15 protein-coding genes are annotated in these 15,997 nt (G+C 53.0%); 2 read left to right on the top strand and 13 right to left on the bottom strand.

All coding sequences use genetic code 11. The features are described 5' to 3' along the window. Nucleotides 1-148 precede the first annotated feature (148 nt). A complete protein-coding gene (locus J4377_RS14965; RefSeq protein WP_095604505.1) occupies nt 149-1,528 on the top strand; it encodes a glutamate decarboxylase in 1,380 nt (459 codons plus the stop codon). A 201-nt stretch (nt 1,529-1,729) separates the two neighbouring features. On the opposite strand, the gene J4377_RS14960 is transcribed toward J4377_RS14965, so the two are convergent. The 4 genes from J4377_RS14960 to hemB form a co-directional block, all read right to left on the bottom strand. Next, nucleotides 1,730-2,758, bottom strand: coding sequence for a linear amide C-N hydrolase (locus J4377_RS14960; RefSeq protein ID WP_038478135.1), 1,029 nt, complete (start codon nt 2,756-2,758; stop codon nt 1,730-1,732). 103 nt (nt 2,759-2,861) lie between these two features. Next, nucleotides 2,862-4,325, bottom strand: coding sequence for a cardiolipin synthase (cls, locus tag J4377_RS14955; RefSeq protein ID WP_095604507.1), 1,464 nt, complete (start codon nt 4,323-4,325; stop codon nt 2,862-2,864). Nucleotides 4,326-4,399: 74 nt separating this feature from the next. Then, on the bottom strand, nt 4,400-6,613 hold the full coding sequence (gene ppk1 / locus J4377_RS14950) for a polyphosphate kinase 1 (RefSeq protein WP_253486048.1): 2,214 nt from the start codon (nt 6,611-6,613) through the stop codon (nt 4,400-4,402). A gap of 125 nt (nt 6,614-6,738) precedes the next feature. Beyond that, on the bottom strand, nt 6,739-7,746 hold the full coding sequence (hemB, locus tag J4377_RS14945; RefSeq protein WP_198349873.1) for a porphobilinogen synthase: 1,008 nt from the start codon (nt 7,744-7,746) through the stop codon (nt 6,739-6,741). A gap of 208 nt (nt 7,747-7,954) precedes the next feature. Between hemB and elbB the strand changes: the two genes are divergently transcribed. Then, nucleotides 7,955-8,614 carry an isoprenoid biosynthesis glyoxalase ElbB gene (gene elbB / locus J4377_RS14940; protein ID WP_038478122.1) on the top strand — a complete coding sequence of 220 codons (660 nt, stop codon included), beginning with the start codon at nt 7,955-7,957 and terminating at the stop codon, nt 8,612-8,614. A gap of 126 nt (nt 8,615-8,740) precedes the next feature. On the opposite strand, the gene tatC is transcribed toward elbB, so the two are convergent. From tatC to hslU, 9 genes are all read right to left on the bottom strand, one after another. Further along, on the bottom strand, nt 8,741-9,523 hold the full coding sequence (gene tatC / locus J4377_RS14935) for a twin-arginine translocase subunit TatC (RefSeq protein ID WP_083007012.1): 783 nt from the start codon (nt 9,521-9,523) through the stop codon (nt 8,741-8,743). Continuing rightward, on the bottom strand, nt 9,520-10,071 hold the full coding sequence (gene tatB, locus J4377_RS14930) for a Sec-independent protein translocase protein TatB (protein ID WP_253486047.1): 552 nt from the start codon (nt 10,069-10,071) through the stop codon (nt 9,520-9,522). Before tatB ends, tatC begins: the two co-directional genes overlap by 4 nt. A gap of 3 nt (nt 10,072-10,074) precedes the next feature. Next, the gene (tatA, locus tag J4377_RS14925) at nt 10,075-10,359 is read right to left on the bottom strand and encodes a Sec-independent protein translocase subunit TatA (protein ID WP_038478116.1); all 285 of its coding nucleotides are present in this window, start codon (nt 10,357-10,359) and stop codon (nt 10,075-10,077) included. 23 nt (nt 10,360-10,382) lie between these two features. Next, nucleotides 10,383-10,739, bottom strand: coding sequence for a phosphoribosyl-ATP diphosphatase (locus J4377_RS14920; RefSeq protein WP_038486243.1), 357 nt, complete (start codon nt 10,737-10,739; stop codon nt 10,383-10,385). A gap of 96 nt (nt 10,740-10,835) precedes the next feature. Next, nucleotides 10,836-12,458, bottom strand: coding sequence for a ubiquinone biosynthesis regulatory protein kinase UbiB (gene ubiB, locus J4377_RS14915; RefSeq protein ID WP_038478112.1), 1,623 nt, complete (start codon nt 12,456-12,458; stop codon nt 10,836-10,838). Then, complete coding sequence (locus tag J4377_RS14910) at nt 12,458-13,135, bottom strand: SCP2 domain-containing protein (protein ID WP_038478109.1); 678 nt, start codon at nt 13,133-13,135, stop codon at nt 12,458-12,460. Before J4377_RS14910 ends, ubiB begins: the two co-directional genes overlap by 1 nt. A gap of 22 nt (nt 13,136-13,157) precedes the next feature. Then, complete coding sequence (ubiE, locus tag J4377_RS14905; protein WP_038478106.1) at nt 13,158-13,913, bottom strand: bifunctional demethylmenaquinone methyltransferase/2-methoxy-6-polyprenyl-1,4-benzoquinol methylase UbiE; 756 nt, start codon at nt 13,911-13,913, stop codon at nt 13,158-13,160. Nucleotides 13,914-14,034: 121 nt separating this feature from the next. After that, nucleotides 14,035-14,436, bottom strand: a complete 402-nt coding sequence (locus tag J4377_RS14900) for a gamma-butyrobetaine hydroxylase-like domain-containing protein (RefSeq protein ID WP_038478102.1) — start codon at nt 14,434-14,436, stop codon at nt 14,035-14,037. Nucleotides 14,437-14,673: 237 nt separating this feature from the next. Then, the gene (gene hslU / locus J4377_RS14895; protein WP_038478099.1) at nt 14,674-15,996 is read right to left on the bottom strand and encodes an ATP-dependent protease ATPase subunit HslU; all 1,323 of its coding nucleotides are present in this window, start codon (nt 15,994-15,996) and stop codon (nt 14,674-14,676) included. Nucleotide 15,997 lies beyond the last annotated feature (1 nt).

Below are 15,997 nucleotides of genomic sequence, written 5' to 3'. Positions count from 1 at the left end.
GAGGGCAGTTATTCGGAGCTGCGCTTAGCGAACTCGATCCCCTGTTGAGCAATCAAGTGAAACCCTGGAAAAAGGCAAAACCTGCCTGATTTTGCCTGCGCCGAGCGACGCCGGAGGCGTGGCCACTACCATAGAGTGGAGATGAGCAATGACAAATCGTTCCCGAAACATGAATGATGAAATCTACGGATCCAGCACGTTGGCGAAGCCACTTCCCAAATCCGGGTTCCCCGATGATGAGCAAGCACCACGCTGGGTCTGCGCTGCCGTGCGCGACGAATTGATGCTGGACGGTAATGCACGCCAGAACCTCGCGACCTTCTGCCAGACTTGGGAGGAGCCCGAAGTGCATGAGCTGATGGATGCCTGCATCGATAAGAATATGATCGACAAGGACGAATATCCACAGACTGCCGAGATTGAAGCACGCTGCGTACGTATGTTGGCTGATCTCTGGAATGCGCCCGAAGGGCCTGCGACGGGGTGTTCGACGACAGGCTCTAGCGAAGCCGCAATGCTAGGTGGGCTAGCCATGAAACGCCGCTGGGAGGCCAGGCGCCGTGCGGATGGTAAGCCAACTGACAAGCCCAACCTCGTGACTGGCCCAGTACAAGTTTGCTGGCACAAATTTACCCGCTACTGGGATGTCGAACATCGTGAGATCCCGATGGAGCAGGGGCGGCTGCTGATGACCCCCGAGGAAGTTCTGAAATACTGCGACGAGAACACAATTGGCGTGGTTCCGACCCTCGGTGTGACCTTTACAGGCGAGTATGAGCCTGTAAAAGCTGTCAGCGACGCGCTCGATCAGTTGGAGCGCGATACCGGTCTTGATATCCCAATTCATGTGGATGGTGCCAGCGGAGGATTTTTAGCGCCATTCTGCGCACCGGATCTTGAATGGGATTTTCGCCTTCCGCGGGTGCGCTCGATCAACGCGTCAGGCCACAAGTTCGGCCTAGCGCCGCTCGGTGTCGGATGGGTACTATGGCGCGAGGAAAGCGACCTGCCTGAGGAAATGATCTTTTGGGTCAATTATCTGGGCGGTAACATGAAGGACATTGCGCTTAATTTCTCGCGGCCTGGTGGTCAGATTGTTTGCCAATACTACAACTTTGTCCGGCTCGGCCGCGAAGGCTACGAAAAGGTGCACGGAGCCTGTTATGACAGCGCGGCGTTCCTCGCCGCTGAGATCGCCGCATTGGGGCCGTTCGAGATTGTTTTCGACGGAGAACGCAGCCGTGGTATCCCTGCGGTCTCATGGAAGCTGAAGGACGGCAGTGATCCTGGCTTTACACTTTTTGATCTTGCCGACCGTTTGCGGGTACGTGGCTGGCAGGTGCCAGCTTATACACTGCCAACCCATTGTGAAGATCAGGCGATTCAGCGAATTCTTGTGCGCAACGGCGTCAGCGGGGATTTATGCGCGCTACTTATTGATGATATGAAAGCAGCATTGTCGCATATTGCGGCCCATCCCAAACAGGTTCCTTTGGCAGAAGAGGATGCTTCAGGGTTCCATCACTGAATGCACCATTCTATAGCTCTGGTGCTTTGTGCTGCTGTCGAAGCCTGCTAATTATTGAATACACTATCTATGATGCGGACCGCAGATGTTCTGCGGATCCGCTTCAGCGTAAAACCTGGCATGCAGGTGACTGAAAAAGAGCATTCAGTAGACCCATGTTGAAGACCTGCATGTCTTCAACGGCATGCCAAGCTTGATGGTCTACTGTTTAGCCTGCGTTGCAGCTGCAATTAGCTGCCTTTCGCGCTCGATAGTGAGAAATTTCAATGTGCCGGTGTCGACGAATTTGTCGCTTACTTCGCCAGCAATGCCACACTCGACAGTTAGTTCATTCACGAGGTCTAGCTTCAGCTGGGGGGCTCCCTCGGCTAGGTTGAGGTCACTCAGGTCTACCCAGACAATGTTGGGGCGGGTGGTCGATTCAAAGACGTAGCGCCGATTAGTTAGGTCGGTGACAGTCTGCCAAAGCGTCTGGGATGCATCAGGTTTGCCGGGATCTGGGATACGGAACGGTTGGGCGACATTGCGGATGACACTAAACATAGCCGCGATGGCCTGCAGCTGCGTCTGGGGCTGATCGAGACGGCTCACGTAGTATGCAGCACGAGCGAATCTGTCGCTTGCTAGTGTCGACCCAGGAATGGGCTGGTCGCCGCCAAGTCCGCTGATGGTTTGGACTAGCTCGAGTTGCTGGTCGTACGTGGGTGAGTTTGTCATCACTCGGTAATCGCGGCTATGGTATACCTTGGGTTTCCCCTCGCTATACTCGATGATGCACGAATCGCCGGTGGCGTCATCGAGTGCTAGGTGGATTGCCGGCGGTGCCCCTCCGGTAGGATCCATCATCTGGACGACTTGAACGTCTGAAGTTTCAATCCACTCGACGGCTTCTGCGACGGTGGCGTAGTTGTCGAGGAAGTACTGCATCCAGATGGCCTGACTCAGCTGAGTGCGACTGTCTTCTGGGTTGCCGTAGTCTGACTCTGCAAGCCATAGTACGTGACCAGCCAAGCCAGCCTCATTCAGACCGTCGACTGAAATCATGTCGAAGGCTGTCGCAACGACGCTCCCGTACTTCGATGTCCATGTCAGCGCTCCCTGCACCCCGTCGTCGCGTGTGATGCCTTTCGGCTGCGTCCATAGGTTGGTCATCAGGTCTTTGTGAAAGTCCATGTTACGGCCAACGATGACGGCTCCGTTGGCGTCCGGCCAAACTACTCGCGTGCACATACGGCTCTCCTTTCGCTAAGTTGCAACCAACATACTGCCAGAATAGGTCTGACATTATTCTCTTCGTATATCAGCAGTATAAATCACTTTCTGGCCGCTTAGTTCAAAGGATCGGCCCCAGCATCGCGACGGTATTATTGATTAATCGGCGGTGGCGGGGCCAGTTTGCAACCTCATTGGGGTCAACGCGCACCGAGCTGTTGAGGTAGTGCTGCTGACGTTGGTGGATCTGTTGGGCCAGCTCTGAGTCGTAGGCCAGGATATTGTTCTCATAGTTGAGTTCGAAGCTGCGCCGGTCCATGTTGGCGGAGCCGATAAGACTGATCTCACCATCCAGGGTGAGCGACTTGGTGTGCAACAGGCCACCGACATACTCATAAATTTTTACGCCGGCGGTGAGTAGTTCGGCGTAGTAGCTGCGGCTAGCAGCGGCTACTATGCGGCTGTCATTGCGTTGAGGAAAGATAATAAGAGTCTCCACGCCGCGACGTGCGCTGGCGCAGAGCGCGGCTTGTAGAGGTTCGTCCGGCACATAGTAGGGTGTAGTGATAACTAGGCTTCGGCGGGCGCTGTAAATCAAGGCCTCGAACATCTCAGGCATGGCCGAGTAGCGCACGGTGGGGCCGGTGCCGATTACCTGTGTACATATGCCAGGCCGAGTGGCGGGGAGGGGGCGGTGCAGCAGGGCACGGATATCGTCGTTGACATGCGACATCCAGTCGCTGATAAACAGATGCTGATTTTGGCGTGCGATTGGCCCTTCAAAGCGAATCATAAGATCGACCCAGGGCGCATACTTCGCCTTGACCCGAAACTCAGGATCAGCGCAATTCTGGCTACCGCAGTAGGTAATGTGGTCATCAATGACGACAATTTTGCGGTGGTTGCGCAAATCGATACGGCCGCCAAGCATGCGCAAGATCGGATTGCCAATAGGCAGGGCGCGTGCAAGCTGGACGCCAGCAGCTTGCATCGCCCGCCAGTGCTTGGAGTGGATCATGGCGCGCGCACCAAGGTCATCTGCCATCGCTCGGCAGGCAACGCCGCGCGTGGCTGCTCGCATCAGCGCCTGGGCAACTTTGAGGCCGTTGTTATCGGTCAACCAGATGTAAAATAGTAGATGGACGTGATCTTGTGCAGCGTCAATATCGGCAACAAGTGCATCAATGACGGCGTTGGAGTCTTTTAGTACTTTTGCGTGGTTGCCACCGACCGGCTCGAACCCGCTGATGGAATAGCCCACCTGAAACAAGTGCTGATAGTGCGCCGGAATCTGCGGTGCGAGGTTGGTTGAATCAACACCAAGAGTGGTCTCTGGTGTTGATGTTTGCGCAAGTACCTCACGCATCCGTTTGGCGCGTTTGTTGCCGATGTTGGTCTCACCGAGTAGTAAATAGGTAATGATGCCAACGATTGGTAGGGCGATGATGACCACTATCCAGGTCAGTCTGGCCCTAGGGTCGCGGTGCGGTTTAAGTAGAACGCGGATGATCAGCAGCCACTGAATCACCAGGTGCAATGCAGCGCTGAGCGCAGTGAGAACGGTAGAGTCGCTGATGCCATTCATTATAAGTGTGCTTCCTCATGCTGATACGGCAGGTCAATCATGGCTAACCGTCCCCAACCCTCCTTTCTACTCAGCTAGCTTTTTGATGCGTAGGCATAGAGCAGTGTTTCCTGAGCGCTGATCGCGTCGCCATTGCCAGGATCCTGGAGGTGATAGCTACCGTCGCTTTTTAGTAACCAGCTTTGGCAGTTATCGACGAGGTAGGTCTCTAAATCTTTACGTACCCGCGTGGCAAGCTTTTTATCCAATAGCGGGAAGCAGGTTTCTACGCGATGGAACATATTGCGTGACATAAAATCAGCGCTTGAGCACCATGTTTCTGGTTTGCCGTCATTGTGAAAATGGAAAACGCGGGTATGTTCTAAAAAACGCCCAATAATCGACCGGACACGGATATTTTCTGAAACACCCTCGATACCGGGTTTCAAACAGCACATGCCGCGAATGATCAGGTCGCACTCTACGCCTGCTTGCGAGGCGCGATAAAGCGCTTTGATAAGCTTGGGCTCTGTTAGCGAATTGCACTTAATAATGATGTGCCCGCGCTTACCTCTAAGCGCCACCTGAGCTTCACGGTCAATCATTTCGACTAAGCGCTCGTGAAGCGTAAAGGGGGCGTGGAGCAACGTGTCGATCTTGCGCGCGCGGCCCATGCCAGAAAGCTGCTGGAACACCTTGTGCACGTCCGCGCATAGTGCTGTATTGGCAGTTAGCAGGCTGTAATCGGTATATAGTTTCGCTGTTTTAGAGTGGTAGTTGCCGGTGCCTAAATGTGCGTAGTGGCGCAGCTCGCCCTTCTCACGTCGCACGATATGTAGCATTTTGGCATGGGTTTTATAGGCCATGATGCCGTAAATCACGATGGCGCCGGCTTCTTGCAGGCGTGATGCTAACTGAAGATTGTCGGCCTCATCGAAACGCGCCCGCAGCTCGATAACAACGGTGACTTCTTTGCCTTGGCTGGCGGCATCGACCAGAGCACTCACTATCGTTGAATCTGCGCCCGTGCGGTACAGAGTCTGCTTGATTGCCAGTACGTCCGGATCGCGTGCGGCCTCGCGTAGTAGGTCTTCAATAGGTGAAAAAGACTGGAATGGGTGATGAAGCAGGATATCGCTTTTGGCAATAGCGCTAAATAGGCTGCCACCCTTTAATGCTTTTGGCACGCTAGGCGAATAGGGGCGATAGAGCAGTTCCGGTCGGTCAACATCACCGAGTACAGCCATCATGCGGGTCAAATTTACCGGCCCTTGAACACGGTATAAGTCGCTGCTTTCTAGCTCAAACTGGCGCAGCAAGAAACTGATCAAGTCATCTGGACAATTATCAGCGACTTCAAGGCGAACACCACTGCCATAACGGCGGGCTAATAGCTCGCCACGTAGCGCTGAGGCCAAGTCTGAGACCTCTTCTGGGTCGACGGTCATATCGGCATTGCGAGTCAGCCGGAACTGATAACAACCGCGCACACGCATACCGGGGAAGAGTTCCTCTGCATGAGCGTGAATCATCGATGACAAGAAAATATACTCAGAGAAACCTTCTGCACACAGAGCTTTAGGCAGTGCCATCAAGCGAGGCAGTGAGCGAGGCGCTGGCAGTATTGCCATGCCACCAGCCCGACCAAAGGCGTCCTTTCCCTCTAGTTCAACAATGAAGTTGAGGCTTTTATTAACCAAACGCGGAAACGGGTGGGAAGGGTCTAAGCCAATGGGGCTGATGACCGGCATGATTTCGTTATCAAAAAAACCTTTAACCCACGCTTTTTGCTCGTCGGTCCACTGATCGCGACGACGAAAGCGTAGCCCCTGAGCTTCCAGCGCGGGCAGCAGTGTTTCGTTCAATATTTGATATTGGCGGGCAATTTGCTGATGCGCGATATCCGAGATTTCTGCCAGCACAGCCTTAGGTAAGCGGCCGTCGGCGGCGGTGGTATCGTCACCTAATGCCATTTGGTGTTTAAGCCCAGCAACTCTTATCTCAAAAAACTCATCCATGTTGGATGAAAATATCAGCAGAAACATCAGCCGGTTAAGTAGCGGATGTGCATCGTCTAGGGCTTGTTCAAGCACCCGGATATTGAATTGCAGATGAGAAAGCTCGCGATTGAAGTAAAGCTGCGGGTCGTCAAGATCCGCTTCCAAGTGAGCCTCTTTCGCGTGAACTCCGGTGGGGGTACGATTGATACGCAATGGCAAAGCCTCTCCCTCGCCACTTACCGTCTCGTTTGCAGCGTTCGTTGACTCGCTAGAAAATGCTGGCGTGGAATCTGCTGATTGATCGTCCATGGCTGCCCCCCGGTGGTGGTTCATACTCATCATAGCGTGATAACTACTGTTAATAGGAGTATGCCGGGAAAAGATGACAAACAAGTGTCACCGGTTTGTCATCTTTGAAGGTTTGACCCCTGAAATTAACGCTGTAACAAGCGTGCTGCTTCTAAGGCAAAATAGGTTAAAATCCCATCTGCACCTGCTCGCTTGAAGCACATCAGTGACTCAAGAATGACGGGTTCGGCCTCAAGCCAGCCGTTGTCGAAAGCGGCGCGATGCATGGCGTACTCACCGCTGACTTGATAAGCGAATGTCGGTACTTGGAGTTCGCTTTTTACACGACGTACGATATCCAAGTAAGGCATGCCAGGTTTTACCATTACCATATCAGCGCCTTCAGCGATATCCATAGCGACTTCATGCAGTGCTTCATCACTATTGGCGGGATCCATCTGATAGGTGCGTTTGTCCGCTTTGCCAAGATTGGCGGCAGAGCCGACTGCATCACGGAAAGGGCCGTAATATTTAGAGGCGTACTTAGCGCTATACGCCATAATACGCACATTATGCAGGTGTTCCTGCTCCAACACTTGGCGTATGGCGCCGATGCGGCCATCCATCATATCGGAAGGTGCCACGACATCGGCGCCTGCTTCGGCGTGGGAGAGTGCCTGTTTGAGTAGCGTATCCACTGTGCGGTCATTTTGCACATAGCCGTGCTCATCAAGAATGCCGTCCTGTCCGTGGCTAGTATAGGGGTCAAGGGCGACATCGGTAATAATGCCAAGCTCTGGTAGTGCTTCTTTTAGCGCCCGTACACTACGCTGAACCAGACCATTCGAGTTGTAAGCCTCTTCTGCTAACTCGCTTTTTTGCTCAGCGCTGACAACGGGGAAGAGAGCTAAGGCAGGAATACCCAGCGCGTAGGCCTCACGTGCCTGCTCAATCAGCAGGTCGATGGAAAGACGCTCAACACCGGGCATTGAGGCAATCGCTTCGCGCTGATTTTCGCCTTCCAGTACAAAAACCGGCAAAATCAAATCATTGGGTGTTAGCGTCGACTCCTGCATTAAGCGACGGGAGAAATCGTCGCGACGCATACGGCGAAGTCTGGTGGCAGGGAAGTGACGGGGAGCAGAGGTGTTCAACGGCTTTCTCCAAACAATCGCATAGTCAATCAAATAGTGGGTGCCCTAAAAGGCCTAACGTGAGTATATCAGTCCTGCACTGCAGCGAAAGCGGGCTTGTGATAGCTGGCTTGTAGTGGCTTTATAGACTGACTAAAGTGAGCCACTCAGCGACGCTAAGTGGCGACGATTTAACAGCGATAATAAGCGCTACGATAAGGAGATAAGCATGACCAAACAGGTAGCAATCGTATTAGCAGGCTGCGGCGTTTTTGATGGTTCTGAAATCTATGAAACAACGCTAACGCTGCTGCGCCTTGATCAGTTAGGGATTGGCTATCGCTGCTTTGCGCCGGATGTCGCTCAGCATCATGTGATTAACCACTTAACCCAAGAGCCTGTCGAGGGCGAACAGCGCAATGTACTGCAGGAGTCGGCGCGCCTTGCCCGTGGTGATATTAGCCCGATTACTGAGCTAGATGCAGATGACTTTGATGCGGTCATTGTTCCTGGTGGCTTTGGTGTCGCTAAAAACCTGTCTGATTTTGCCGACCAGGGCGATAGCATGCAGGTACTTGAGAGCGTGAAAGAGGCGCTGGTAGGCTTTAAAGAAGAGGCAAAACCCATTGGCCTGATGTGTATTGCTCCTGTTTTGGTCCCGCGCCTGCTTGGCGAAGGTGTGGCCGTGACGATTGGTCATGATCCGAGTGTTTCTGGCGCCATTAGTGCGATGGGTGGCCTGCATCGCAGCTGTGGCGTAGAAGACATTGTGGTAGATCATGAGCATCGGGTGGTAACGACGCCTGCTTACATGCTGGCGACCCGTATCAGTGAGGCCGCAACAGGTATCTTTAAGTTGGTAGACCGCATTGATGAAATGATGGGCTAATGCTTTCTAGGTAATCGGCTATTCGTATGAAGGGCAAAAAGCCTCTCGTATGAAGAGCAAAAAGCCTCTGTCATGTTCCCATGGCAGAGGCTTTTTTTGAGCAGTGTATCGCCTTTAATAGTGCTTTTAGGTCTCTTGTTCCTCAGCGTCATCCGCCTTTGCCTTACGGCGTACCAACCGGCCAAACAATAGGCCCACCTCATAAAGTAGGTACATCGGTATCGCTAACAGGCTTTGAGAAATAATGTCGGGAGGAGTAAGCAGCATGCCCACCACAAAGCAGCCTAAAATAATGTAGGGGCGCTTTTTAGAAAGGCTCTCGACTGTGGTCGCGCCAGACAGTATTAGCAGAAATGTTGCGATGGGGATTTCAAACGCAACACCAAAGGCGAAAAATAGCTTAAGTACAAAGTTCAAATACTGATTAATATCGGTCATTACCGCCACGTTTTCCGGCCCGGTCTGGGTGAAAAACTCAAAGAGCAGCGGAAAAACCACGTAATAAGCGAAGGCCGCCCCAGCGTAAAATAGCGCTATGCTAGAGACCAGAATGGGTATCGCCAGCGCTTTTTCGTTATCGTAAAGCCCAGGTGCTACAAATGCCCATGCTTGGTGCAGTACGAAGGGGATAGCGATAAAGACGGCGACTACCAGGGTTAGTTTGAAGGGCGCCAAGAAGGGCGAGGCTACCTCGGTGGCTATCATCTGTGAGCCTTCTGGCAACAGTGCCATTAATGGCTCAGCCACAAAGCTGTAGATGTCATTAGCAAAGGCATAAAGGCCAAGAAATACGACTAATATAACCACGACCGCTTTCATAAGCCGCGAGCGTAGTTCAATCAGGTGCTCAATAAGAGGCGCTTGGCCTTGGTCTTTACGTGGCTCCTGGGAGTCGCCAGACATGCTCATTGGTGATTACTATCCTTTGTAAGATCCGCCTTTGTAAGATCCGCCTTTTTAGCATCGGCATTTCCCACATCCGCCTGCTTGACGTTAGCCTTGCTAGACTCATTTTTGCCGCTAGGATTTACCGCGCGCAGTTCATCGGTAGCACGTTGATGAGGCGTTGAGGAAGAGGCTGCTGGCGTGTCTTCGCGTACTGTTTGCAGTGCATCATCTAGTCGAGCACTCGCGTTGGCAACCCGCTGCTCGGTCTCGTTTTGGGACGCTTGTGTCGAAGTGCTGGAAGAAGAGGGGGCGTCGGCAATGCTCTCAACATCCTGCTTGGCTTTTTTGAGACTGTCATCGAGCTTTTTCTGTTGCTCGTTGAGCTTTTGACGCAACTCCTCTGCTTCCAACTGAGCGCTGATCTCGCGCTGCATACCGGATACCGTACGCTTGATTTTGCCAATCCACATGCCTGCTGTGCGAGCGGCTCTAGGCAGGCGCTCTGGGCCAAGCACCAGAAGCCCGACGATACCAATCAGCATCAGTTCAAGAAAGCCGATATCCAGCATGGGTTATTTGCGCTCTTCGTTACGTTCTGTGGGGCGTTCTTCGGCGGCACGCTTCTCTTCTGCTTGAACATCATAGGTGTTACCAGCCTCTTCGTGGCTTACCTTCGCCTGAGATTGGTCAGCATCTTTTTTGTCGCCGTCTTTCTCTTCTTCGTTAATGGCCTTCTTAAAGCCTTTGACTGCACCGCCTAAGTCGGTGCCCACATTACGCAGTTTCTTGGTGCCGAAAATTAGGATGATAATGCCCAGAACAATCAGCAACTGCCAAATACTGATACCACCTAACATATGCATTTCCTCATCAGTGCAGGTTAACGTTGTGTGCGGGACGCTTTTTCGTCATGACCAGAAATACCAAACCGCCGTGCTAGCTCATCTAAAACGCGCTGATGATCCAGTTCAAGGTGCGACAGCATCACCAAACTATGAAACCACAGGTCGGCGGTTTCAGCGATCACAGCTTGATGCGCCTGCTCGCCGCCGTGCTCGGCATCTTTAGCAGCCAAAATTGTTTCGGTCGCCTCTTCGCCGACTTTTTCGAGTATCTTGTTCAAACCCTTATGATGCAAGGAGGCAACATAAGAATCTTCTGCACAAGCATGTCGACGCTGCTTTAAGACCTCCGCGAGTGCATCTAGCACTTGCGTCGTCTGGGTAGAATCAGTCATAGGCATCCTTTTATCAATCATCACAGCGCTTTCGCCAAAGATCAGTGCTTTCGCCAAGGGCGACACTGAGGCGCTTTATCTTACTGCCAGAATGTTTCATTGCCATAGCAGCAGCAACAAACCTACTCCCGCAGCTGCTAAAACAGGCCACTCTTGAGCCGATGCCCAGCTGCTCAGCGGCTGCCAAGCCAGGGCAATAGCAAGCAAAATAAGTCCGATACGCAGTCGGTAATGACGTTTATGCTGGCGCGTCAGTTGCTGCTGAACGGTACTAATGGAGTTCACTTGCTGATGACGCTGGCGGTGTTCATGCTCCATTCGGCTCAGCGCTTGATGCGCTAGCACGGGTAGCTCAGGCAACTGATGAGAAAGCTCCGGCGCTTGGCGTTTGAGCGACTCCCAAAGGCCGCCGATACCAGCGCGCTGTTTCATCCACTTTTCTAGATATGGTTTCGCAGTGCTCCACAGATCTAGTTCAGGGTAAAGCTGACGACCCAGCCCTTCGATGTTAAGCAGCGTTTTTTGCAACAATACTAACTGTGGCTGTACTTCCATATTAAAGCGTCGTGCTGTTTGAAACAGTCCTAACAGCACCTGCCCAAACGAAATATCTTTTAGCGGCTTTTCAAGAATGGGCTCGCATACGGTACGAATAGCGGCTGCAAACTCGTTAGCGCGCGTGTTTTCGCCCACCCAGCCGGACTCAATATGTAACGCCGCTACTTCGTAATAATCTTGATGGAAAAAGGCCAGTAGGTTGCGCGCTAGGTAGTCTTGATCTTCTCGGGTAAGGCTCCCCACGATGCCGCAGTCGATGGCGATATACTGTGGATCTTCAGGATCATCGCAGTTAACAAAGATATTGCCGGGGTGCATATCGGCATGGAAGAAGTTATCTCGGAAGACCTGGGTGAAGAAGATTTCTACGCCGCGTTCAGCCAGCTTCTTAAGGTTGGTTCCACGCGCAATAAGGGTATCTAAATCAGCCACTGGTACGCCGCGAATGCGCTCCTGGACCATGACATGGCGGCGGGTGTATGACCAATAGATTGTCGGCACAAACAGCAGCGGTGAGTCTTTGAAGTTACGCTTAAGTTGCGATGTGTTTGCCGCTTCTTTATAGAGATCAAGTTCGTCAAATAAGGTGGCTTCGTAATCACGAATCACTTCTACAGGGCGTAAGCGTTTTGCGTCAGGCACTTTACCCAGCAACTTAGCGATTTGATACATCAGCGCCATATCCTGACGCATAATGCGGTCGATGCCGGGGCGAATAATTTTGACGACGACATCTTCACCGCTATGCAGCGTTGCCGCATGCACCTGGGCAATCGATGCTGACGCCAAAGGCACTCGGTCAAAGGCGGCAAATGCCTCTACGAGCGACATTTCAAGCTCTTTTTCGACCCGTGCAGCGGCTAGTTCGCCGGGGAAGGGCGGCACTTGGTCTTGCAGCCGTTTTAATTCATCGGCGATGTCTTCGGGCAATAGGTCTCGACGGGTCGAGAGCATTTGGCCAAATTTAATAAAAATCGGCCCCAGCGCTTCCAGGGCCAGGCGCAGTCGCTCGCCGCGACTGCGCTGCCCTACAGGAAACAGTTTTAGAGGCGAAAGAGCCATTAAGGCACGTAGCCAGAACGGGAGCCGCTCAACGGGTATCAACGTATCTAAGCGATGGCGAGCCACTATCCAAGAGATTTTCAATAACCGCAGGCTCATCAGTGCGGCTCCTTGAGGTGTGGCTGCTTGTTTGGCGACTGACTGGCCGTCAACTGTGTCAAGCGCTTATGCAGGCGATTGAGTTTGGCTTCCAGGCGGTCGGTCGCGATCTCTAGTTCGGTCAAATGATCTCGGAGTACATCGCGCTGTTGGCGGCCGGGGAGTATGCGTGCTTCTTCAAATACATATTCAGAAACGTCTTGCAGCAGCTCATCTTTCGCTCTTAGCCCCCAGCGTGCGGCGCGCCGGATACCTTCGGCCAGTGAATGGGCCGGCATATCCCCCAGCCAGCGAGCTAGCTCGCCTTCCCAATCGATATCCAGATCAAAGAGCAGGTCGCGGGTGGCTTCCAAGAGGTGGATACGGCCACGCACAGAAAGCTTGCCATCAAACATCAACCGCTCAATGGAGGCACCACTTAACCACTCAGAGAGCGTTTCAGGGGTGAGCTCGACGATGGCGTCGACGTCAGTTTCGTCTAGATCATCGCCACGCAGCAAATCAATCCCCGCATGGTGATAGTGCAGCACCAACTGAAGGTGAGGCTTTTCAAGCCTTACCAGTAGTCGACTCCCTGCTAGCGCAGACAAGCGCGCAGGTGAGGCCGGATCACGGGCAAGCAAGGCATTCAACGTGCGTTCACATCCGGCCAGCAACAGGGTCGGGGTGACTAGCATGCTGACCTCATTGTCGGTGAGTTCATAATTTAATGCCGCGGTGAAGGGCCACGATACCGCCGGTCAGGTTGGTATATTCAACCCGATCAAGCCCTGCCGTTTCCATCATGCCTTTCAGGGTTTCCTGGTCGGGATGCATGCGAATAGATTCAGCGAGGTAGCGATAACTCTCACCGTCTCCGGCCACTAGTTCGCCCATTTTAGGTAGAAGGCGGAAGGAGTACTCATCGTAGGCTTTCGACAGCAGCGCATTATTTGGCTTTGAAAACTCAAGCACTAGCAACCGTCCGCCGGGCTTTAGCACGCGTGTCATAGAGCGCAGTGCAGCGTCTTTGTCGGTGACGTTGCGCAGTCCGAAGGCAATCGTAATGCAATCAAAACTGTTGTCCGGAAATGGCAGGCACTCGGCGTTGGCTTGTACATACTCAACGTTGCCTCCGACGCCATTATCCATCAGTTTGTCGCGGCCAACGTTGAGCATGGAGGCGTTAATGTCGGCCAATACCACTTTGCCACGCGGGCCAACCAGACGAGAAAATTTGAGCGTTAAATCGCCAGTGCCGCCAGCAATATCCAGCACATGGTGCCCAGGACGAACGCCTGCGCGCTCAATAGTAAGGCGTTTCCAGACGCGATGGATACCCATGGACATCAAGTCATTCATGATGTCATAGCGTGCAGCTACCGAATGAAAGACATCGGCAACACGAGACGCTTTTTCGTCAACTGCGACTTCCTGATAACCAAAATGGGTGGTGCGTTTTTCAGTGGGGCTCATGGGGCTCTAGCTCCCGAGTTCGAGGCGGTAATAGTCGACCAAAAGGTCGTCGCAATAAATGGTTAGCGACATTGTAGCCTTCTCACCCCCAACTTGTCTGCGCTTCAACTGAGGTGAAGCGTCACAGCTGTTTGAATTGGATGCTGGCTGGTTCGCGGGAGGCGCCGGCCGCTTCTAGGCGTTGTAGGTAGTTTTGCCAATAATCTGTTTGGTGCTGAGCTAAGTCGTAAAGATAGTTCCAGCTGTAAAGTCCGCTGTCGTGGCCGTCGTCAAAGTGCAATTTCAGAGCGTAATTGCCGGCTTGGGTAATGTTTTGCAGGCCGACATCTTTTTTACCCACTTGCAGCACGGCAGTATCGCCGCCGTGGCCACGCACTTCGGCTGAAGGTGAATAAACCCGTAAAAATTCGACAGGCAGTCGAAAGCTTTCACCCGTGGCGTAGCTAAGTTCTAGCTCGCGAGCCTGCTTATGGTAGTGAACCCGCGTTGGGGTGGGGGCATTCGTAGAAGTAGGGGCATTCATGGATGACGTCACCTTTTACGATATCGAGCTAAAGCGGATTGACCGACTATTTGCGCTTTAGCAAATGCGTGAAGGCAAGCGCCACGGCTAACGTTTGATCGACAGGACGTCGATCAAGCACGAGCAACAGGGATGTTGTTATCGTGCGTAACGTTAGACGCAGCGCAGCCTGAACAGCGGCATTTGCTTGCGTAAAAAGCGGGCAAGCTGTTGCGGGCTATACCGATATAAGCGCGTTTACAAAATATAGCGCGATAGGTCTTCGTCTACTGCTAGCTCACCCAGTTGGGCATTGACGTAATCGGCATCGATGACCAGCGGGCTATCCATGTCGCCGCCTTTAAATGAGGCTTCTTCGAGCAGCCGTTCCAGCACTGTATGTAGACGGCGAGCGCCAATATTCTCGGTGCCTTCGTTCACTTGCCAGGAAATCTCGGCAATACGCTCGATACCGTCTGGAGTGAACTCGATATCCAGCCCTTCGGTAGCCAGCAGCGCTTGGTACTGCTTGGTGAGCGAGGCGGATGGCTCGGTGAGAATCCGCTGGAAATCGCCGGGGGTCAGCGCATCCAGCTCAACACGGATCGGCAAGCGTCCTTGTAGCTCTGGAATAAGGTCCGAGGGACGCGATAGGTGGAAGGCACCCGAGGCAATAAACAGGATATGATCGGTTTTGACCATTCCGTATTTGGTTGAAACGGTAGAGCCTTCGATTAACGGCAGCAGGTCACGCTGAACGCCTTCACGGGAGACTTCGCCACCGCTAGACTGGCCGCTACCCTTGGCAACTTTGTCGATCTCATCTAAGAAGACAATCCCATGCTGTTCAACGGCTTCGACAGCGCGGGCTTTGATCTCTTCTTCATTGACCAGCTTGCTCGCTTCTTCATCGCGCAGCAGAACCAGTGCTTCTTTGACCGTTACACGGCGCTGTTCGCGCTTTTGCTGGCCCATGTTGGAGAACAGGCTCTGTAGCTGGTTGGTCATCTCCTCCATACCTGGCGGCGTCATTATGTCGATGCCTTGCCCATGGGAAGAGATTTCGATATCGATCTCTTTATCATCCAACTGACCTTCCCGAAGCTTTTTGCGGAAGGTTTGACGCGTACCGTTATCTTCCCGAGGCTTATCTTCCTGGCCACGGGGCGGTGGTAGCAGTGCATCTAGAACGCGATCTTCAGCGGCATCTTCAGCGCGATGGCCGACTTCTTCCTTCGCGTGTTCACGAACCATTTTGATGGCGGCTTCCATCAAGTCGCGAATAATCGACTCGACGTCCCGGCCTACATAGCCGACTTCGGTAAATTTAGTGGCCTCGACCTTGATGAAGGGCGCTCTGGCTAGCTTGGCGAGGCGGCGAGCAATTTCAGTTTTACCCACGCCGGTAGGGCCAATCATCAGAATATTTTTTGGTGTCACTTCCGGGCGCAACTCATCGTCTAGTTGCATGCGACGCCAGCGGTTACGCAGGGCAATGGCCACGGCGCGCTTGGCATCTTGTTGACCAATGATGTATTGATCCAGGGCGTGGACGATTTCGCGGGGTGTCATCTGAGTCATA

The sequence above is a fragment of the Halomonas sp. XH26 genome (assembly GCF_024138895.1).
Classification (GTDB): Bacteria; Pseudomonadota; Gammaproteobacteria; order Pseudomonadales; family Halomonadaceae; genus Vreelandella; species Vreelandella alkaliphila.
Note: the sequence above shows the minus strand (reverse complement) of the source record. Positions and strands in the feature narration are given on the sequence as shown.